Genomic DNA, 21,305 nt, shown 5'->3' with positions numbered 1-21,305 from the left:
CGATGAAGACTATATATAATGTAAAGGCGTTGTGTGTGGTAGCTTTGCTGGGTTCGGCTGCTGCTGCGAGTGCGCAAGAGGATGTTACGAAAGAAAAGAACCTGAACCGAGAGATGACGCTTGAACGGGAGTATGATCCTTCCGTGCAGGACGCTAGCAAGGTAAATACGCTTCCCGTGGTGAAAGAGCCGGAGGTTCGTAAGATCCCGATCGATTACTCGAATTATACGATCGCCGCCGATCCGCAGAAAGAGATTAGTTTGTTGCCTTCCGGAAATATCATGACGCAGATGGATTACAACAAGCGCCGGGGATATTTTAACTTCGGTGTAGGCACATATCTGAATATAAACGGTGATTTGGGATATCATATCTTGAGTACCGAGAAGGATAAGTTGAATATTTGGTATTCACATCGTTCTACGAATGGAAAGGTGAAATATATTCAGATGGACGATGAGAAGGTGAAGGCGAAGATCAACGATAATCTGGGAGGCATCAATTTCAAGCATGTTTTTGATAAGACGATATTTAGTATTGGTGCGAAGTACGGATATTCGGCGTTTAATTATTATGGACTGCCTATTGCGGATGCTTGGTCTATGATGGCAGAGGGTAGTTTGGATAGAGTGGATCGGGAAACAAACCAAGTAAACCAGACGATAGCTGCTAATATCGGATTTGAGTCGAAGGAAGATGCCCCGTTCGGATATTTGCTGGATTTAGGTTATATAAATTTCTCCCATAAATATGGGTTGAACAAGAATATAGATGGACCGACGGAGCATACTTTAGAGGCGAAGTTTGATTTGAACGCAGGTTTTAATGGGAATATGCGGATTGGCTTGGGTGGATTGGTGGAGTATTTCAACTACAACTTTCCGGAGGCAGCTTCTAATTCGTATGTTTATGAGTTTAAGAATCATGCCGAGGTGATGTTATCACCATATTATAAAGTTGAGGGTGATAATTGGAAAATCAAATTAGGTGCGAATGTGATGCTGGCTACAGGTGATGACGCGGAGTTCATGGCCTCGCCAAATATTGCCGCTGATGTGGAGGTTGCTGATAAAACGGAGCTATATGTAAAGGCTGACGGAAAGCTTTACTCCAACAGCATGTACGATATGTCACAGATCAACCGTTATCTGTATCCAATGAAAGAGTTGGCTCCTTCTCGTAACTGGTTGAATGCTATCTTGGGTATCCGGAGTGGCGTGGCACCGGGATTTTGGTTCGACGTGTTCGCTGGTTATAAGATAACTAGTAGCGATGTGCTTTTCAGTCAAGTGGCCACATCTAAACCTGACTTTTTTTCCAATTTCAGTGAAGCGATACCGGATGTCGATACTAAGCAGCTTTTTGTAGGGGCTAACTTGAAATATAGCTATCAGCAATTGCTGGATATCTCTTTAAAAGGGGTGTATAATAATTGGAAGGCAAATCAAGGGGATGAGAGTGTTGAACTAAGCCATGCTTATGGAAAGCCAGAAATGGAGGTTAACGCAAATGTAACCGTGCGTCCGATCGATAAGTTATCTGTTGCCTTGGATTATTATTTGGCCACCGGACGTTATGCTTTTGTAAAGAATTACTGGGAAGCTGAAAATCACAGTAGCGTGTCTGCGGGAGCTGGCGAATACAAGATGAACAACATCAACGAGCTAAACCTAACAGGTACCTATACCTTCAACGATACCTTTGGTGTTTACGCTAAGTTGAATAATATCCTTTGCCAGAAGTATGAGGTATATTACGGATATCCTTTGCAAAGCTTTAGTGCGATGATTGGCGTGAATATCAATTTCTAACACTTGAAATAGGAAGGATGGGTGACATAAATATCAAACAACTGGAAAGCCTTCGCTGGAGGATGCGGGTGATCGAGACGCTGACCGTGATCGGGACGGCATGGATCGCCTTGGCGGTTTACCAGAAGAAGGAAGAACTGGTTTATTATTTGGTGGGAGCCGTAGTCCTTCTATTCTTGTTAAAGTATTATACGCAATTCCGTCTGCGAAAAAGACAGTTCGTCTCTAATCTCGTGGAGCAGCGGACGATGGAATTGCGTTTCCAGCGGGATGCGATGCAAGCGGAGTCGGAGAAACTATCCCGTGCCCTTTCTGCCTTGGCGGACGCTCAAGACGAGTTGGTTCGTAAGGAACGTCTGGCATCGATCGGCCAATTAACGAAAGGTTTGGTGGATCGTATCTTGAATCCCTTGAATTATATCAATAACTTCGCTCATTTGTCTGCTGCATTAGCGAAAGATATCAAGCAGAATATCGATGAGGACGAAGAGACCGGTAAACACGATAATTATAATGATACGCAAGAACTGCTGGTTCTTTTGACCGGCAATCTGGATAAGATCGCCAAGCATGGTGATAACACGGTGCGAATCGTAAAAGCGATGGAAGAATTGCTGAAAGATCATTCGGCGAATCGAACCTGCGTGGATATTAATGATTTATGTAAGGTCAATCTGGATATCTTGCGAAAGAATTATGCGAAGGAGATCGAGAAGAATCAAGTAGATCTATCATTCTCCGGGCTTTCCGTACCGTTGACAATCGAGGTGAATATCGATCAGATGGGAAAAGCCTTGTCGCAGATATTGGATAATAGTATATATGCGGTCTTGAAAAAGGCCGGAGAGCCGGGATATCAGCCTTCTGTCTCGTTGGTATTGCGTATTCAAGCGGATAAGCTGCAAGTGGTTATCCGTGATAATGGCGTCGGTATAGAAGAAACGATAAAGACGAAAGTCTTTTCTCCGTTCTTTACCACCAAACCGACCGCGGAAGCGGCAGGAACAGGTCTTTACTTGAGTCGGGAGGTCGTTTTGAACCATAAGGGTACGATCGCTATCGAGTCGGAGAAAGATAAATATACGGAAGTTACGATTACGTTGCCTATTTATAGTTAGGAAAGGAGGTTCATCATGATACAGGATTTACATACCGAGATCGATCGGTTAAAAAGGCGAATTAAACTTTGCGAGCGGGTTACGCTGGGTAGCTTGGTCGGTATTTGTGTATCTGTGAAGTTCGGTCATCAAGAATGGATCGGATTGCTTTTCTTGATTCTGTTTTGCCAGATCTCTAAGTTGGTTTTCAAGCGGAAACTCAAACAAAAAGAGTATTTGGTGAAAGAGGTAGAGGAGCGTACGCAGGAGATCCGTTCGGAGAAAGATGCGATCCAAGAGGAATCCGAGAAATTGGCGGCGGCTTTGAAAGCCTTGGGTGAGGCGCAGGACGAGCTGGTCCGTAAGGAACGGATGGCTACCGTAGGGCAATTGACCCAAGGTTTGGTGGACCGTATCTTGAACCCACTGAATTATATCAATAACTTCGCAAATCTGACATCGGGGTTGGCCAAGGATCTCCGGGAAAATCTGGATAGTCAGAAAGAGCATCTGAAACCGGATGTGTATGATGACTCGGTAGATTTGCTGAATATGATGACCAGTAATTTGGAGAAGATCTCTGAGCATGGTTTCAATACGGTCCGTATCGTTAAGGCGATGGAGGAATTGCTGAAAGACCGAAGAGGTAATCTTACGCTTACCAACATAAACGGATTATGCCGGATCGCCTTGGATAAATTGAAGAAAACGTATGAGCAGGATATTCAAGAGAAGAATATCCGGATTGTTTTCGATAATTTGACGCTGTCTTTGATGATGGAGGTAAACGTGGAGCAGTTCAGTAAGGTTCTGGCCGGGATATTGAAAAATTCCATGTATGCCCTGTTGAAGAAATCGGAGACCGTGACTTTTAGTCCGGAGATATTCCTTGGATTGAAAGTCAATAAGGATATGCTGGAAATAACGATCCGGGATAACGGGTCCGGTATCGACGAGAATATAAAAGATAAGATATTCGCTCCTTTCTTCACGACAAAGACAACGGGGGAAGCGGCCGGCGTAGGGCTTTACCTATGCCGTGAGATCGTGCAAAACCATCGGGGAACCATCGAGGTGGAGAGTAAGAAAGGAGAATATACCCAGTTTCTAATTACGATCCCTGTATATCAACCGAAAACAATTACACCGCCTAAAGAGGAGGAATAGATATGGAAGACCAGAGTAAGGAAATAGAACGGCTACGTTTGCAAGTGAAGAACTTAGAGAAATTATCTTCTTTAGGTATGTTGAGTGCCGGGATCGCGCATGAGATCCAGAATCCGCTCAACTTTGTCATCAATTTCAGTAAGCTGTCCTCTAAGTTAGTGGATGACTTGGAAGATATTTTAGAAGAAGAGAAAGATGTCTTGCCTCCGGAATCTTGGGAGAAGCTGACCGCCTTGCATGAGGAGTTTAGCGAGATCGTTAACGATTTGCATGGTAACTTGAAGAAGATCGAGGAACATGGAAACCGGGCGACAAGTATCATCCGGGGTATCTTGCTTTATTCCAGAGGGAAGGATGACGAGTACATCCCTACGGATATCAAGAATCTGGTGAAGGAATATGTTTGGCTGGCTTATCATTCGATGCGAGCGAACTATAAAGGTTTCAATATTGCGATCCGGGAGCATTACGAGGAGGGGCTTCCGATGCTGAAAGTGATCCCGCAAGATTTGAGCCGTGCGGTATTGAATGTCATGAATAACGCTTGCTATGCGGTCTATAGTAAATCCAAGCTCTCGCCGATCGGGTATGAGCCGGTTATATCCGTGGATCTACGGAAGGAGGGAGATTCTTTAAGATTAAGTATCGAGGATAATGGTATCGGTATGCCGGAGGATATCCGGGAGCAGATATTCTCCGCGTTTTTCACCACGAAACCGGTGGGAGAGGGAACTGGCTTGGGGCTATCTATTACTCGATCCATTATAGAGGAGAAGCATGATGGGAAGATAGAGGTGGAATCGAAAGAAGGTGAGTTTACCCGTTTCATATTCCTTATTCCATTAACGAAATAAACAGAAGAATTATGGCGATCAAGATATTAAGCGTAGACGACGAACAGGATCTGGAAGCGTTGCTAACCCAATATTTCCGTCGGAAGATCCGTAAGGGAGAGTATGAGTTCTCCTTTGCCCATAATGGCTTGGAGGCGTTGAGGATGATGTTGGACCATCCGGACTTTGATATCATATTGAGCGATATCAATATGCCGGAGATGGATGGCTTGACATTGCTGACGAAGATTAACGAGATGCGTAACCCGGCCTTGAAATGTATCATCGTATCGGCTTACGGGGATATGGAGAATATTCGTACCGCCATGAACCATGGTGCTTTCGACTTCGCTACCAAGCCGATCGATATGGAGGATCTGGAACGTACGATCGAGAAGGCGGTCGAGCAGATTTCTTTTATCAAGGAGGCCCAAAAGGAACATCATCAGCTAGAGGAGATACAATACGACTTGAACGTGGCACGTGAGATACAGCAATCGATCTTGCCGAAGCAGTTCCCTCCGTTCCCGCAATATAAGCAATTCGATCTCTATGCGACCATGAGCGCGGCGAAGGCCGTGGGGGGTGATTTCTATGATTTCTTCTTGGTGGACGATAATCATCTGGGCTTTACGATCGCCGACGTGTCGGATAAAGGGATTCCCGCCGCTATTTTCATGGCGATCAGCCGTACGGTGATCCGTGCTACGGCGCTTAGGCAGCTTTCCCCGGCGGTCTGTATGAAGGAATCGAATGATCTATTGTGCCGTGAGAGTGTCAACGGGATGTTTGTCACTACTTTTTACGCTATCTTGAATATCCATACGGGCGACGTGGTGTATTGCAACGGCGGGCACAACCGTCCGGTTTGGATTCGTAAGAACGATAAGGTATCTCTTTTGCCGATGACTGGTGGGATGGCCTTGGGAGTCGTGCCGGGATTAGCTTATAAAGAACAATCCTTGAAACTGGAAGCGGGAGACAGCTTGTTCCTCTATACGGATGGAATCAGTGAGGCGATGAACCTACGGAATGAGCAATATGGAGATATCCGTTTGGTAGAGGCTTGTAGCTCCGTAAAGAACCAATCCCCCAAATCCATGATCGAAGGTATATCCGAATCCGTCCAATCATTCGTGAACGGCGCTACGCAGAGCGATGATATTACGATGTTGGCGCTGACTTATAAAGGATAATCATCTGGATAAAGGTAATTTCTTAAAGTTTACTTATATGAAAAAAGCATTTTCTGTATTTTTATCATTTTGCCTGTGTACTATTACCATGCTAGGCTTTACCGCTTGCGGTGATGATGAGCATGAGGATAAGCATGAGCATGGGCGAAGGACGGATCTAGTTGATGAGTTTGGTCGTATTCGTTGGGACGATCGGGTGAATCTATGGGCCATAGTTTGTTCCAAACCAATCGATTTCGTGGGTAATTACTATGTGGAGGATATGCCGATGGCTTATCAGCAGGAGGGGCTGAATGTTCGTTTCAGTGGAGTGGGCTATTCCTTGGAAGAGGGAAAGATTCCACCTACTATGTTGACAGAGGAATTCTTCTGTCTGCATGACTATACGATTACTCCCATGGAAGATTGAAATCTAAAGAAACATAAATTCATTGTATATCTTGTAGAGACGGGGCATGCCCCGTCTCTACAAATTACGATGGGTATTCTTAGCACCTAACATTGCCCATTGTAAGCCTTTAACGATGCCTATTATGAAGAGCTTACGTTATAGGTTGTAAATGAGCATTATACAAATAAACGCTATATCAATAACAACTAACTTCATAAACGTATAAAGTAGGGCTACTTGTACTTCTAGAATTTATTTGGGTGCGGGTGCTCTGTCTTCTTAATGGTTGTACATATCCTTATTATAAAAATCCAGCACCTTGATCGCCATATCGTAGGCCGCTTGTGCCGGGCTTTCCGGATTGATCTCTATCGCTTGCAGGTAGCTGTTGAGGGCTAGGCGTACGTTGCCTAGTTTATAATGAGCTTTTCCGAGGAGAAACCAAGCCTCGTCGGATCTCGGTTGCTCCGTGAGGTAAGCGTCCAAGAGCCGGATCGCTTCTTCTAGTTTATTCTCTGAAATAAGTTGCTTTATCTCTTCCATATTTTTGAATAGCTTTTTGATTTTGTCCCGCGAAGGTAAATAGAAACGCATGACTATATATATAATGTATAGGAAAAAACGCTTTTTTAGTGATCGATATACTGCGTACGTTAATTATTTGTGTAAGTTTGCACCCGATTTCTAACCAGCAAAAAATAGATATGCAAAAGAATTTGGTAATAGTGGAGTCACCCGCCAAGGCAAAAACCATCGAGAAGTTCCTCGGAAAGGACTATAAGGTTATGTCTAGCTATGGTCATATCCGCGACTTGAAAACGAAAGATTTCAGTATAGACCTCGAACACAATTATGCCCCGGAATACGTGATTCCCTCAGATAAGAAGAAACTCGTGACCGAATTGAAGAACGAAGCCAAGAAAGCCGAGCAGGTTTGGTTGGCTTCCGATGAGGACCGGGAGGGAGAGGCCATCTCTTGGCATTTATATGAGGTATTAGGATTGAAACCTGAGAATACGAAACGTATCGTTTTTCATGAAATTACCAAGAACGCTATATTACATGCGATCGAGACGCCGAGAGATATCAATATCGATTTGGTGAACGCGCAGCAAGCCCGTCGTATCTTAGACCGTATCGTGGGTTTCGAGCTATCCCCCATTCTTTGGCGTAAGGTGAAGCCGGCTTTATCCGCGGGGCGCGTGCAATCGGTTGCCGTACGTCTGATCGTAGAGCGGGAGCGAGAGATCAACGAGTTTGTCTCGGAGGCCGCCTACCGTGTGATCGCTAGCTTTATCTTGCCGGATGGTACGACAATCCTCAAGGCGGAGCTGAACCGTCGTTTGAAAGATAAGGAAGAGGTGGAGGCATTCCTTGAATCTTGCAAGGACGCTTCTTTCACGATCGATGATATCTCGAAAAAGCCGGTGCGTAAAACACCAGCCCCTCCTTTTACGACATCTACCTTGCAGCAGGAGGCCGCCCGTAAGTTGGGTTATTCGGTCTCGCAGACCATGATGATCGCCCAACGCCTGTATGAGTCCGGATTGATCACGTATATGCGTACTGACTCCGTGAACTTAAGTGATTTGGCTTTGGGGACGGCAAAAGAGGCTATCTTGGATACCTACGGTGAGAAATATTATAAATTCCGTCAATATCATACCAAGAGCAAGGGAGCGCAAGAAGCGCACGAGGCGATTCGTCCGACCTATATCAGCAATGATGAGATAAGCGGGACCGCTCAGGAAAAGAGATTATACGAATTGATCCGCAAACGTACGATCGCTTGCCAGATGGCGGACGCCGAGTTGGAGCGTACGACGATCTCCGTAGGCATCGGCGGCAAGAAAGAGAAGTTCGTGGCTACCGGTGAGGTCATTACTTTTGACGGTTTCCTTCAGGTGTACCGCGAGAGTTTTGATGACGAGAATGAGAAGGAACAGGAAAACGGCCTTCTTCCTCCGGTTACCTTGAACGAGGTATTGAGTATGAAGGATATAGTCGCTACCGAACGTTTCACGCAACGTCCTCCCCGCTATACGGAAGCAAGTTTGGTTCGCCGTTTGGAGGAATTGGGAATCGGTCGTCCTTCTACCTATGCGCCTACGATCCAGACGATTCAGAATCGAGAGTATGTCGTGAAAGGGGATAAGGAAGGAACGGAGCGTACTTATAATATCATAACCTTGGCTCAGCATACGATCAAGGAAGTCCAAAAGACGGAGATCGTAGGGGCGGACCGGAATAAGTTGATGCCAACCGATATCGGTACGGTCGTGAATGATTTCTTGATGGAGTATTTCCCGGGCGTTATGGATTATAACTTCACGGCGAGCGTGGAGAAGGAATTCGATGCCGTAGCGGAAGGCGAGATGGTATGGACGGACGCGATCGATAAATTCTATAAACTATTCCATCCGATCGTGGAAGAGGCAGCCTCTGTCCGTACGGAGCATAAAGTGGGTGAGCGTGAATTGGGTATCGATCCGAAGAGCGGCAAACCTGTTTTCGTGAAGATAGGTCGTTATGGCCCAGTCGTACAGATCGGGCAGGCGCACCCGGAGGATAAAGAGGCTCCTAAACCTCAGTTCGCTACCTTGATGAAAGGGCAGTCTATCGAGACGATTACTTTGGAAGAAGCCTTGAAATTGTTTGATCTACCCCGTACGATCGGTGAATATGAAGGTAAGGTCATGGTTGCCGCTGTCGGACGTTTTGGCCCGTTTATCCGTCATGACGGAAAGTTCGTATCCATACCGAAGGGCTTGAATCCTTTGTCGATAACAGCCGAGGAAGCTATCGAGTTGATCGAGGCAAAAAAGCAAAAGGATGAGCAACGATTTATCAAGAAGTTCGATGAGGACCCGGAAATGGAGATCTTGAATGGTCGCTTCGGCCCTTATATCTCTTATAAGAAAAAGAATTACAGAATCCCTAAGACGATAGAGAAACCGGAGAACTTGACCTTGGAGGAATGCCAGAAGATAATCGCCGAGGCGGGAGAAAAACCAGCCGCAACGAAGAAACGTACGACACGGAAAAAGGCTTGATTATAGCTCTAAAAATTCATAGTTATGATTTACTAAACTCATAACTATGAATTTTTCAAAACATAACTATGATTTTTTAGACATCGATGCCCGTAAATTCTTTTAACGCATATCCGATCAAGAAGCTTAATGCGGCCACGCTAAAACTAAGTACTGCCATCTCGGTAAAACGCTTCCGGAAACTCTCGCTTCTCGCTATGGAATAATAATAGTTGAAAAGGGCGATGATACTCAACGCTATGATGAGCATAAGCCCTAAAGCCATTAATACGTTTGATATAAAGATAAATGGAGCGACCAAGGCGACTACCGTAAAGATATAAGCTATTCCCGTATAGATCGATGCCTTAACAGGATGTTTCCCGTTTTCATTTCCATTCTCGGACTTGGTAGATAGATATTCGGAGGAAGCCATGGATAATGCAGCGGCTATTCCAGTGATGCTTCCGGTCAAAGCTATTAATCTAGAGTCGCTCAAGGCAAGGGTAAAGCCAGCTAAAGCACCTGTAAATTCTACCAAAGCGTCATTTAGCCCCAGTACGACAGAACCCATATATTCCAACCGCTCCTCATTGATCAAGGCGATCAACCTCTGCTCATGCTCATCTTCGTCACGTGCGATTTGTTGCAAATCCGGATACTCATCATAAGAGGCGTAATCATTCTTGGCGCTTTCCTCGCTACCTTCCATTAGCTTAATGGCGAAAGTAATCCCCAAGATACGTGCCAACCAGTAGTATTTGGTGACGCGTAATTTATTCGGGGAGATCTCTTGCCCCGTATACTTTTTCAGGATCGTATAATGTCCTTTCTCGTCATTCGCTATCTGTAGTAATACTTCCTTATTGCTTGGATCTTTCTCGATAGCGGCGAGTTGCGTATAGAGAAGGCTCTCCGTGATTTCATTTTGTTGAAATCGAAGGAGAGCCTTTCTTGTTTTCTCGTTTATGTTCATCTTCTATCGTTACATTCTTTCCGGAACCTCGATGCCTAATAAATCCATACCGGATTTCACGATCTTAGCTACATTGGCGGATAAGACTAAACGGAAGTTCTTCAATTCCGGATTCTCTTCGCGAAGGATGGAGAAATCGTGATAGAATTGATTGTATTCCTTTACCAGATCATAAATATAGTTGGCGACACAGGCCGGGCTGTATAGCTTACCTGCCTCTTTCACGATCTCTGCATAATCGGCGATCATTTGGATCAGGTTCTCTTCTTTCTCGGAAATGGCGAAAGTAAGCGGTAACTGCTCCGGTAATGCGATGCCCTGTTCCGCTGCTTTGCGCAATACGGAACGGATACGGGCGTAGGTATATTGGATGAATGGTCCCGTATTTCCGTTGAAGTCGATAGACTCTTTCGGGTTGAACGTCATATTCTTGCGAGGGTCTACCTTTAATATGAAATATTTCAAGGAGCCAAGACCTACGATACGGGCGATATTCTCAGCCTCTTCCGGAGTCATCTCGTCCAATTTCCCTAATTCTTGGGAAATCTCGCGTGCGGTACTGATCATCTCGGCCATCAAATCATCGGCGTCTACGACCGTTCCCTCACGGCTCTTCATCTTACCTTCCGGTAGCTCTACCATTCCGTAGGAGAAGTGGACCAATCCCTTGCCGAACTCGAAGCCTAACTTATCCAATAAGATCGATAATACTTGGAAGTGATAATTCTGCTCGTTCCCTACCACATAGATCATCTTATTGATCGGGTAATCATCGAAGCGCAGCTTGGCGGTACCGATATCCTGCGTCATATAGACGGAAGTTCCATCCGCACGAAGCAATAATTTCTCATCCAGCCCGTCTTTCGTCAAATCTGCCCATACGGAGCCGTCTTCACGGCGATAGAAAATCCCTTTCTCTAGGCCTTCCATCACCTTGCCTTTTCCTTCCAGATAGGTTTGAGACTCGTAATAAATCTTATCGAAATCTACGCCCATCATCTTATAGGTCTCGTTGAACCCGGCGTATACCCAATTATTCATCATTTCCCAAAGCGCACGCACCTCTTTGTCTCCGGCTTCCCATTTACGAAGCATCTCACGGGCTTCCGCCATCAAGGTGGATTGAGCCTCGGCTTCTTCCTTGGTAAGGCCTTTCGCTTCTAACGCATGGGTCTCCTCTTTTAATTTGTTGCTGAATAATACGTAAAAGTCACCGATCAGATGGTCGCCCTTCTTTCCGGTAGACTCTGGGGTAGCTCCATTTCCCCATTTCTGCCAAGCCAACATGGATTTACAGATATGGATACCACGATCGTTTACGATATTCGTCTTTACGATCTGGTTACCGTTCGCTTTCATGATCTTCGATAAGCTGTATCCTAATAAGTTATTGCGGACATGGCCCAAGTGAAGCGGTTTATTTGTATTGGGAGAGGAATATTCGATCATAACCAAAGGCGACTGCTCGGTAACTGGAATGATACCGTAAGCAGGCTGCTCATTGATCGAGTTCAGTAAATCGATCCAGCAAGAGCAAGCGACCGTCAGGTTAAGGAATCCTTTGATTACATTAAATTCAGCTACCGCTGGCTCGTTTCTCAACAAGTACTCACCGATTTCCTGAGCGGTCTGCTCCGGAGATTTCTTCGACATGCGAAGGAATGGGAATACGACTAGGGTCAAGTGCCCCTTGAATTCTTTTTTCGTTTTTTGTAACTGCACTTGGCTAGCGGTGACATCCGCTCCGTACAGCTCTTTGATGCCGGCTATGATAGCCCCGGTAATCTGTTGTTCGATAACCATATTCGTCTAACTATAATTCGGATTTTATTTGTACGCGAAGGTACACAAAAAAAGGATACAATTTGCATCGTATCCTTCTTCTATAGAGAATAATGGTGTTTCTTATTTGATTAGCTCGTTCAATTCAGCACCAGCCTTGAACTTCACGGCCTTGCGAGCTGCGATTTCAATGGTTTCTTTAGTTTTCGGGTTAACACCTTTACGAGCGGCCTTCTCTGACACAGAGAATGAACCGAAGCCAAGTAGAGCGACTTTACCGCCTTCTTTTAATTCGTTAGAAACTGTGTCAACAAAAGCTTCTACTGCCTTTTTAGCATCCACTTTGCTGAGACCTGATTTTTCAGCGACTGCACTAATAAATTCTGATTTGTTCATGATGGTTTGACTGTTAATATATTAAACAAAACTATGATAACCGATAGACGGCTCCAAATGTAGTTTTATTTTGAAATATCACAAAAGAAAAACCTACTTTTTTTACCGATTTACATATGTTTTAGTATTATTATGGGTAAAAACGGCTAAAATATATTTACCTTTGCCGCTAAATTAACGTAGTATATGATGAATCAGACAAATTCGGGGTTCTTGAATAGTATCCCGCCGGTAACGAAAAATCTTATCATTATAAACTTGCTATTTTGGGTAGCCAGCCTTGCACTGCCGAAAGTCGGCGTCGATTTAGTGGATTTATTAGGGCTTCACGTCCCGGGTGCTACCGACTTCAAGGCTTATCAGATCGTTTCTTATATGTTCATGCACGATACCCATTCGTTTGCGCATGTGTTTTTTAATATGTTCGCCGTTTATATGTTCGGCCGGGTATTGGAGAACGTATGGGGCCCCAAACGTTTCTTGATTTTTTACTTCGTGACGGGTATAGGCGCCGGTTTGGTACAAGAGGTGGTATGGTTCTTTAATTTGCGGGATGTGATCTTCGCTAGCCAAGACATGATAAACTTGAATGGAGCCCAGATTATCAGCAAAAGCGAGTTCTTGAATTATTTCGTGACCATTGGCGCTTCGGGTGCCGTATTCGGAATCTTGTTGGCATTTGCGATGATCTTCCCGAATGTTCCTTTGTACTTGATGTTCATACCGATCCCGATTAAAGCCAAATATTTCGTAATATTTTATGGTCTTGCCGAACTATTTATGGGTGTGGCTAGTTTTGGTGGCGATACGGTAGCGCATTTCGCTCATTTGGGGGGTATGTTATTCGGTTATTTCTTAATTCGTTATTGGAAAAAGAAAGATGCAGACAATGGACGGTATTTTTACTAATTTGAAGCGTACGTTTCAGTCGGGTAATATCCTGTCGAAACTGATATATATAAATGTAGGCTTGTTTATCTTGATACGTTTGGCCAGCGTATTGTTTATGCTCTTTAATGTGCAAGGGGTGCCTTTCTTGCAGTATTTGCAGTTGCCGGCTTCTCCGGAACTTTTGCTCTTCCGTCCGTGGACGTTGTTTACTTATATGTTCACTCATTTTGACTTCTTGCATATCTTGTTCAATATGCTTTGGTTGTATTGGTTCGGGGGATTGTTCTTGAATTTCTTCAGTGAGCGGCAGTTGGGAGGCTTGTATATATTGGGAGGTCTTGCCGGTGCGGTGTTGTTTGTCCTTGCTTATAATATTTTCCCTTATTTCCAGAACGTGGCCTCTTTTAGCTATTTGATGGGGGCTTCGGCATCTGTTATGGCAATCGTTTTCGCCGTGTCGTTTTACCGGAAGGATTTGGAGATTAATTTATTCTTGATCGGAAGGATCAAATTAATTTATTTGGCTATCTTTACGCTGGTGATCGATTTGTTGGCGATGACTTCTGATAATGCGGGAGGACATATCGCCCATATCGGCGGGGCTTTGTTTGGTATGTGGTTCGCTTCCCGTATTCGTAATGGAAAGGACTTGACCGCTCCAATGAATCGGTTGATCGACTGGTTCGTGAATTTGGGCAAACGGAAACCGAAGATGCGTGTGACTTATAAACGTAACGAGACGGATTATGAGTATAACGCACGCAAACATCAGGAGTCGGTGGATCTAGATACTATACTGGATAAATTGAAACGTTCCGGTTATGAGAGCCTTTCCGCTGAAGAGAAAAAGCGACTTTTCGACGCCAGTAAGAAATAACAGATACTTATGAAAACTCTACGGATTTTTCTTCAATTCTTATTTGTCGTAGCGAATGTGGTGGCTGTCGTGTTGTTGATAGTCTCGGCTTACTCGGATCGGGTGTCTCCTGAGACGAGTATGACGTTATCTTATCTGGGATTAGCCTTTCCAGTCTTATGTGTAGTCAATCTTTGCTTTATTATCTATTGGCTGTTCTTATGGGAATGGAAGTTCTTATTGATCGGCATATTCTCCTTCTTGTTATGTTGGGGGCCCGTGAAACGCTATTTTCCGTTTCATTCGCATAAGGATGTCCCTCGGGAAGAGGTGCTGAAGGTGCTGACTTATAATGTGATGGCTTTTGGGTACAAGAATCATACGAAGATAGCTCCGAACAAGATTATCCAATATATCGCTAACTCGGATGCGGATATTGTTTGTTTGCAGGAATATGCCACGGCTAAATCAGAGAAGAGCCTTACTGCCTCTAAGATCTATGATGCGTTGAGCATGTATCCTTATCGTTCCGTATTTTATCAAAGCTCCACAAAATTCCAAAGTTTCGGCATCGCTGTGTTCTCCAAATATCCGCTGTCGAATTCCCGGATGGTGAAATACGATTCGGATTATAACGGCTCTTCCGTGCATGAAGTGAACATCAAGGGAAAGAAGTTGACCTTGATTAATAACCATTTGGAATCGTTTAAACTGACGATGGAGGATCGGACCCGTTATTCATCCCTTATAAAGAGCTTTAGCTCGGATGGGTTGGACGATTTGAAAGGAGCGTTCGAGCAAAAGCTAGGACCTGCTTTCCGGATTCGGGCTAAGCAAGCGGAAGCGGTATCAGAAGAGATTAAGAACGCGAAAGGAGATTATGTCTTGGTATGCGGTGACTTTAATGATACGCCTATTTCTTATGCGCACCGTACGATCCAAGGGGATTTGACGGATGCCTTTGCCGAGTCTGGCCGGGGAATGGGTATTACCTATAATCAAAATTTCTTCTGGTTCCGTATCGATAATATCTTGCATTCCCCGAACATGACCTCTATGAATTGTTCCGTGGATAAGGTCGCTTATTCAGACCACTACCCGTTATGGTGTTATCTGAAACTTGAATAAAAGGGTTTCATCACTCGGATTCTGCGTTCTGCGCAGCGTCAAATACGTCGGCGAACAAGTTCTCGACAAAGAAGAAGGTAGCGTTACAGAATAGCTTAGGATCTTTGATCAGCGCTATCGTATTACTATCCCCATTATTGGCGATCACATCTTCCGCTTTATAGGTCTTGTACTTTTTATCGTTTAGCGGATCATATTGATATATGATATCGCTCGCCTCGATCGTGTATCGGTTGTCGAAGCAGGTGATACGCATTTTATATTTAATGATAGTCTTGTCTGTATCATTCAACAATAATTCAACCTTAGAGCTTACGAAGATGGTCCCTTTGTTCTTGTTCGAGTTTACGTTGGATAAGAAGACATCTTTTCCATAAGATTTCTTAGCCCATGCGTTAATAGCGTTGAATATTTCTAGTTTAGAGGTATTCTCGATCTCTACATCATCGCTATAGCATACCTTCCCGTTTTTCATGGGGGCGCATTCGCCTACCTCACCTTTATGCCCCTGCGCCATGACTAGCACAGGGAACATCATATATATTAATAATAGAATCTTTTTCATAAATGCAACTCTCTTTATCGTTATTTGATCCATACATTCGTAATCTCGCCGATTAACATCGTTTGCTGTCCTTCGGAGGTCTCGCCTTGTTTACGGCACTCGATAATAATCCATGGCGCATCGGCAGATGTGCCGGGCTTGGAGAAGGATAATCGATATACGTCGTTATTGCCAATCGCTTTATAAGCAGGACTATCTTTGGATATGGAGATTGTACTGATCGTTTTACCGAACATATTGCCTATGCCTTTCCATTCAACGTTTGCGTCGGTCGTATTTCCTTTTACGGCTTTGATCTGTAAAGCGTTGTCCGGTAACATCTGGAGGATCGTGCTAGGTATTTTGTCCGCTTGGAACGCTACGAAACCTTCCATCGGTGCCACAGGTCGTGTTTCCCGTTGCGGAGCGGATACTGGTTCTACCGGTGCGGCTGTCAGCAACTGTGCCCCTAATGCGTTGGCTGCGCTATCGAACGTCTTATCCGCGAAGTCAATCGTGGCCTTACGGAACTTACCGCTGATACGGTTCAATTTCGTCTTGCTCTTATTCAAGGCATACTCGTCCGTGATCCATTCCTCGGCTAGGTATTTCTCCGGCTCGTTCTGGTAAGACACGTTATATTCATATCGGATGCCCGCAAGTTGCAGGGTACAAGCATGTTCCTTACATTCAATGATAATACGGTATTTCATCATCGCCCGATCGAGGGATAAGGCTGTGCTGGAGAATACTATATATTCTTCCCCGATAATGGCGATCTCGCCTTTTGCCTCATTTTGATAAGCTACTCTACTTTCCTTTGTGTTAAAATTTTCTTGTCCCCATTTTAATAGTTGTTGGTAGATTTGTGCCTTGCTTAAAGAGGGGGCATTAATCTCTCGGGTAAAAACGACTTTACCGTCTGCAACCGGAACGGCCCCTGCCAGATAGTGTTGATCCTCTTGTGCGAATAGCAGGGCGGGGATAAATAACAGAGCGAATAATAACTGTTTCATGGTATATTTTCCTTATTATTTTAGCCCCAAAGATATACATTTGCGTTTGAAATAAACTATGAGCGTGACAAATAATTATACTAATTGCTCTTTATCAAAGAAAAAAAGTCTATATTTGCACCCTGTGAAAAAACGAATATAAATAATGTAATAACATAAACCTAAGATTCAGATGCAAAACAAAGGATTTGTAAAGGTCTTCGCGGTGTTACTTACGCTTGTCTGTTTGTTCTATTTGTCGTTCTCGTTCGTGACGCAACATTACAACAGTAAAGCCGCTGAGTATGCGGGTGGAGATCCTGCGAAAGAGAGTGCTTATTTAGACTCACTATCTACTCAGAAGGTATGGTTAGGCTATACGCTTAAGCAATGCCGTGAAATGGAAATTAGTTTAGGTCTTGACTTAAAGGGCGGTATGAACGTTGTCCTTGAGTTGAACGTGGCGGATGTAATCCGTTCGTTGTCTAACAACAACCAAGACGAGAATTTCAACAAGGCGTTGGATTTAGCTTATGCGCATCAAGCGACTAGCCAAAAAGATTTCATCGACCTTTTCGCTGAGGAGTATAAGAAGTTGGATAGCGGCGCACGTCTTTCCGCTATTTTCAGTACATTCGAGTTAAAAGATAAAATCACGCCCCAAAGCTCAGACGCTCAGGTTGTTTCTGTTTTGAAACAAGAGTTGCAAAGTGCGATTGATAACTCATTCAACGTATTGCGTACTCGTATCGACCGTTTCGGTGTGGTTTCTCCGAACATCCAACGTTTGGAGACAGCGGGTCGTATCTTGGTTGAGTTGCCGGGTGTGAAAGAACCGGAACGTGTTCGTAAGTTGCTTCAAGGTAGCGCTAACTTGGAATTCTGGGAAACTTATAAGTTGCCGGAAATCTATCAACAATTGGTTGCCGCTGATAATGTATTGGCTACTATCCTAAGTAAGGAGGCTTCCGCTGATTCTGTAGTTACCGATAATGTTGAGAAAATCGCTGATGCCGCTGATGCGAATGTAAGTGAGGCCGATTCTTTGTTGGCTGAGCTTGGTCAAGATAAAAAAGATACGGAAGCTAATCAAAGCATGGAAGAGTTCGCTAAGCAACATCCATTATTTGCTTTATTGCAGATTAGCCAGTACAACGGTCAGTTGTCTCCGGGTTCGACGGTAGGTATCGCTCAAGCAAAAGATATGGAGAAGATCAGCGAATACCTGAACATGAAACAAGTGAAAGAGGTATTGCCTCGTAACTTGGCTTTAAAATGGGGTGTAAAGGCGATCGATGATAAAGAGCAGTTCTTTGAGTTATATGCCTTGAAGGTAACGAACCGTGACGGAAGTCCCGCTTTAGGTGGTGACGTAGTAACAGATGCTAACGCTGACTTTATGCAACAAGCCGGTCGTTCAGAGCAAATGGTTAACATGGTTATGAATGCCGAAGGCTCTAAGGCTTGGGCTCGTTTGACGAAAGAGAATATCGGTCGCCAGATCGCTATCGTTTTGGATGAGATGGTTTATTCCGCTCCGAACGTAAACGATGAGATCACGGGAGGTCGTTCACAAATCACCGGTCACTTTACACCGGAAGAGGCGAAGGACTTAGCGAACGTATTGAAATCGGGTAAGATGGCTGCTTCCGTACATATCGTTCAAGAAGACGTCGTTGGTCCGTCATTAGGACAAGAGGCTATCAATGCGGGTGTGATCTCTTTCGTGTTGGCATTGGTGCTGTTGATGATCTATATGTGCGCATTCTATGGATTGGTACCGGGATTGATCGCCGATGGTGCTTTGGTATTGAACATTTTCTTCACGATGGGTATCCTTGCTTCTTTCCAAGCCGTTCTTACCTTGCCGGGTATTGCCGGTATGGTGTTGACGCTAGGTATGGCAGTCGATGCGAACGTATTGATCTATGAGCGTACGAAAGAGGAACTTCGTGCCGGTAAGTCTTTAGGAAAGGCAATTGCCGATGGTTACGGCAATGCGTTTTCCGCTATCTTCGACTCTAACTTGACATCTATCATTACCGGTATCGTATTGTTCTATTTCGGTACAGGTCCTATCCGTGGTTTCGCTACGACGATGATCATCGGTTTGTTCGCTTCCTTCCTTACAGCCGTGTTCTTGACTCGTATCGTTTATGAGGCATTGTTAGCGAAAGATAAATTGAAGAACGTGACATTCACGACTTCTCTGACGAAAGACTTGCTGACAAACCCAAAGATCAATTTCTTGGGTGCTCGCAAGGTCGGTTATTTGATTCCGGCGGCAATCATCGTCTTAGGTGCTATCTCCTTTATGACGATCGGTTTGAATAATGGTATCGATTTCACGGGTGGACGTAATTACGTGATCCGCTTCAATCAAGAGGTGAAGACAGACGATGTTCGTAATATGCTGGACGCTCAGTTAGACGGTTCTGTTAGTGTTATCCAGATCGGTACAGCGGATCAAGTACGTGTGTCTACCAACTATAAGATCGATGATAATGATCCTACGGTAGATCAAGAGATCGAGAATAAATTGTTTGAGGGCGTGAAATCCTTACTTCCGGAAGGAACTACATTAGATGAGTTCACGACTACTTTCATACAAAGTTCACAGAAGGTAGGTCCTAGTATGGCAGACGATATCAAGAATAGCGCTATCTTGGCGGTAATCTTCGCCATGATCTGTATGGCCGCTTATATCCTGCTTCGTTTCCGTGATATATCGTTCTCTGTAGGTGCGTTCGCTTCCGTGGCAACGACAACGTTCTGTATCATCTCTTTCTATACCTTGTTATGGAAGGTTCTTCCGTTCTCAATGGAGGTAGACCAGACGTTTATCGCTGCTATCTTGACAATTATCGGTTACTCTATCAATGATACCGTGGTTGTATTCGACCGTATCCGTGAGACGATCGCTTTGTATCCGAAGCGTGATCGTTATCAAGTGATCAATGATGCGTTGAACTCTACCTTGTGTCGTACATTTAATACATCATTAACTACGTTGGTGGTTGTATTGTGTATCTTCATCTTGGGCGGTAGCACGATCCGAAGCTTTACGTTCGCTATCTTATTAGGTATCATTGTCGGTACATATTCTACCTTGTTCGTCGCTACTCCGATCGCTTACGAGTTGCAGAAGAAGAAGATCAATAAGAAAGCTGCTGCTGAGAAAGCCGGAAAATAATATCTTCCTTTAAGGATTTTATGAAGATCCTCTATCTTTCCCGTGCCAACGGAGAGATAGAGGATTTTTTTATGTATTAATTCTTAAGGAGATAAAGTATGAATGAGAATGATTTTGTGGTGGGTGTACTTACGTATATCACCTACCTGCGTGAGAAAAAGCGTTATTCCACGGCGAAGAGTTATCAAGATGCGTTGAGGTCGTTTAAATGTTTTTGTGGCCGGGAAGAGATTCCTTATGCGTATATTAATCGGGATACACTTTTGCGTTATCAATCTTGGCTGTTGGCCAAGGGATGTGCTCGTAACACGGTATCTACTTATATGCGCCGGATTCGTCACATCTATAATTTAGCGGTAGAGGTGGGTGAGGCTGCCTATATCCCTCATTTGTTTAAGAATGTGTTTACGGGGGTTGAGAGTAAACGTAAAAAGGCGTTGCCTTCGGAAAGCCTGCGCTTGCTGATGACAAGCCCGGTGACAGATCCGCAACAGAAGAGGACCCAATCAGCCTTTTGCCTGATGTTTTTGTTTTGCGGGATGGCTTTCGTAGATTTAGCGCATTTGCGAAAGGAGGATATCAAGGAAGGGATCTTGTCTTATTATCGGCAGAAAAGCGGATCCCTTATACAGGTGGAGATCCCAGCGGAGGCACAAGGGCTGCTGAATGAGTTGGCAGCCGATACAACCGAGGATTCGCCCTATCTGTTTCCGTTTTTAGAGGGAATGAAGACCGGTGAGGATGCCTACAAGGAATATAATACCGTATTAGGAGGTTTTAACCGCAGATTGAAAACACTGTCGGAATCCATCGGTATTCGTACTCGGGTTACCTCATACACGATTCGCCATTCTTTCGCCACGACCTTGAAGGAACAAAACGTACCGATCGAGATGATCAGTGAACTGTTAGGGCATAAATCTATCAAGACTACGCAAATATACTTGAAGAGTTTCTCTTTAGAAAAGCTCTCAACCGTAAACAAACTTTGTTTCGAGAGTGTGTATAATTATGCGC

Annotated in this window: 18 protein-coding genes; 12 read left to right on the top strand and 6 right to left on the bottom strand. The window is 44.4% G+C overall.

Annotation, left to right across the window (positions count from 1 at the left end):
• The first annotated feature begins 2 nt into the window (after nucleotides 1-2).
• The 6 genes from DWX33_RS10835 to DWX33_RS10810 are packed head-to-tail and all read left to right on the top strand — an operon-like array spanning nucleotide 3 to nucleotide 6,513.
• Complete coding sequence (locus DWX33_RS10835; RefSeq protein ID WP_121960640.1) at nucleotides 3-1,811, top strand: TonB-dependent receptor; 1,809 nt, start codon at nucleotides 3-5, stop codon at nucleotides 1,809-1,811.
• 17 nt (nucleotides 1,812-1,828) lie between these two features.
• Nucleotides 1,829-2,929, top strand: a complete 1,101-nt coding sequence (locus DWX33_RS10830) for a sensor histidine kinase (RefSeq protein WP_008772737.1) — start codon at nucleotides 1,829-1,831, stop codon at nucleotides 2,927-2,929.
• A 15-nt stretch (nucleotides 2,930-2,944) separates the two neighbouring features.
• Complete coding sequence (locus DWX33_RS10825; RefSeq protein WP_008779247.1) at nucleotides 2,945-4,075, top strand: sensor histidine kinase; 1,131 nt, start codon at nucleotides 2,945-2,947, stop codon at nucleotides 4,073-4,075.
• A 2-nt stretch (nucleotides 4,076-4,077) separates the two neighbouring features.
• Nucleotides 4,078-4,929, top strand: a complete 852-nt coding sequence (locus DWX33_RS10820) for a sensor histidine kinase (RefSeq protein WP_005867658.1) — start codon at nucleotides 4,078-4,080, stop codon at nucleotides 4,927-4,929.
• 11 nt (nucleotides 4,930-4,940) lie between these two features.
• Entirely contained in the window at nucleotides 4,941-6,104 is a 1,164-nt protein-coding gene (locus DWX33_RS10815; protein WP_005859268.1) for a PP2C family protein-serine/threonine phosphatase, read from the top strand.
• Nucleotides 6,105-6,141: 37 nt separating this feature from the next.
• Nucleotides 6,142-6,513 (top strand): hypothetical protein, encoded by a 372-nt coding sequence (locus tag DWX33_RS10810; RefSeq protein ID WP_022192002.1) that lies wholly within the window; start codon nucleotides 6,142-6,144, stop codon nucleotides 6,511-6,513.
• Nucleotides 6,514-6,774: 261 nt separating this feature from the next.
• Here DWX33_RS10810 and DWX33_RS10805 read toward each other — a convergent pair whose 3' ends face one another.
• Nucleotides 6,775-7,038 (bottom strand): tetratricopeptide repeat protein, encoded by a 264-nt coding sequence (locus tag DWX33_RS10805; RefSeq protein ID WP_122380417.1) that lies wholly within the window; start codon nucleotides 7,036-7,038, stop codon nucleotides 6,775-6,777.
• 161 nt (nucleotides 7,039-7,199) lie between these two features.
• On the opposite strand from DWX33_RS10805, the gene topA reads away from it, so the two are divergent.
• Nucleotides 7,200-9,548: a type I DNA topoisomerase gene (topA, locus tag DWX33_RS10800; RefSeq protein WP_008772731.1), complete on the top strand. Its 2,349-nt coding sequence runs from the start codon at nucleotides 7,200-7,202 to the stop codon at nucleotides 9,546-9,548.
• A gap of 76 nt (nucleotides 9,549-9,624) precedes the next feature.
• Here the strand turns inward: topA and DWX33_RS10795 are convergent, their stop codons facing one another.
• From DWX33_RS10795 to DWX33_RS10785, 3 genes are all read right to left on the bottom strand, one after another.
• Nucleotides 9,625-10,503 (bottom strand): VIT1/CCC1 transporter family protein, encoded by an 879-nt coding sequence (locus tag DWX33_RS10795; protein ID WP_005867660.1) that lies wholly within the window; start codon nucleotides 10,501-10,503, stop codon nucleotides 9,625-9,627.
• A 9-nt stretch (nucleotides 10,504-10,512) separates the two neighbouring features.
• Nucleotides 10,513-12,306, bottom strand: coding sequence for an arginine--tRNA ligase (argS, locus tag DWX33_RS10790; protein ID WP_005867661.1), 1,794 nt, complete (start codon nucleotides 12,304-12,306; stop codon nucleotides 10,513-10,515).
• A gap of 102 nt (nucleotides 12,307-12,408) precedes the next feature.
• Complete coding sequence (locus tag DWX33_RS10785; RefSeq protein WP_005859256.1) at nucleotides 12,409-12,681, bottom strand: HU family DNA-binding protein; 273 nt, start codon at nucleotides 12,679-12,681, stop codon at nucleotides 12,409-12,411.
• A 186-nt stretch (nucleotides 12,682-12,867) separates the two neighbouring features.
• Between DWX33_RS10785 and DWX33_RS10780 the strand changes: the two genes are divergently transcribed.
• From DWX33_RS10780 to DWX33_RS10770, 3 genes are read left to right on the top strand one after another with little or no spacing between them, the layout of a single operon-like run.
• Nucleotides 12,868-13,590: a rhomboid family intramembrane serine protease gene (locus DWX33_RS10780; protein ID WP_005867662.1), complete on the top strand. Its 723-nt coding sequence runs from the start codon at nucleotides 12,868-12,870 to the stop codon at nucleotides 13,588-13,590.
• On the top strand, nucleotides 13,571-14,449 hold the full coding sequence (locus DWX33_RS10775; RefSeq protein ID WP_122297728.1) for a rhomboid family intramembrane serine protease: 879 nt from the start codon (nucleotides 13,571-13,573) through the stop codon (nucleotides 14,447-14,449). Before DWX33_RS10780 ends, DWX33_RS10775 begins: the two co-directional genes overlap by 20 nt.
• 9 nt (nucleotides 14,450-14,458) lie before the next feature.
• Nucleotides 14,459-15,556 (top strand): endonuclease/exonuclease/phosphatase family protein, encoded by a 1,098-nt coding sequence (locus DWX33_RS10770; protein ID WP_008779258.1) that lies wholly within the window; start codon nucleotides 14,459-14,461, stop codon nucleotides 15,554-15,556.
• Nucleotides 15,557-15,566: 10 nt separating this feature from the next.
• Here DWX33_RS10770 and DWX33_RS10765 read toward each other — a convergent pair whose 3' ends face one another.
• Both DWX33_RS10765 and DWX33_RS10760 read right to left on the bottom strand, forming a co-directional pair.
• Nucleotides 15,567-16,121, bottom strand: a complete 555-nt coding sequence (locus tag DWX33_RS10765) for a DUF4468 domain-containing protein (RefSeq protein WP_122380384.1) — start codon at nucleotides 16,119-16,121, stop codon at nucleotides 15,567-15,569.
• A gap of 20 nt (nucleotides 16,122-16,141) precedes the next feature.
• A complete protein-coding gene (locus tag DWX33_RS10760) occupies nucleotides 16,142-17,116 on the bottom strand; it encodes a DUF4468 domain-containing protein (protein WP_005867667.1) in 975 nt (324 codons plus the stop codon).
• A 172-nt stretch (nucleotides 17,117-17,288) separates the two neighbouring features.
• Between DWX33_RS10760 and secDF the strand changes: the two genes are divergently transcribed.
• Together secDF and DWX33_RS10750 are read left to right on the top strand one after the other, a co-directional pair.
• Entirely contained in the window at nucleotides 17,289-20,288 is a 3,000-nt protein-coding gene (gene secDF / locus DWX33_RS10755) for a protein translocase subunit SecDF (protein WP_122380383.1), read from the top strand.
• 98 nt (nucleotides 20,289-20,386) lie between these two features.
• A partial coding sequence (locus DWX33_RS10750; RefSeq protein WP_122380416.1) for a site-specific integrase occupies nucleotides 20,387-21,305 on the top strand: 919 nt, incomplete at its 3' end.

The sequence above is a fragment of the Parabacteroides sp. AF19-14 genome (assembly GCF_003635485.1).
In the GTDB taxonomy this organism is placed as follows: Bacteria; Bacteroidota; Bacteroidia; order Bacteroidales; family Tannerellaceae; genus Parabacteroides; species Parabacteroides distasonis.
The sequence above is the reverse complement of the archived record's forward strand: the minus strand, read 5'-3'. Positions and strand labels throughout refer to the sequence as shown.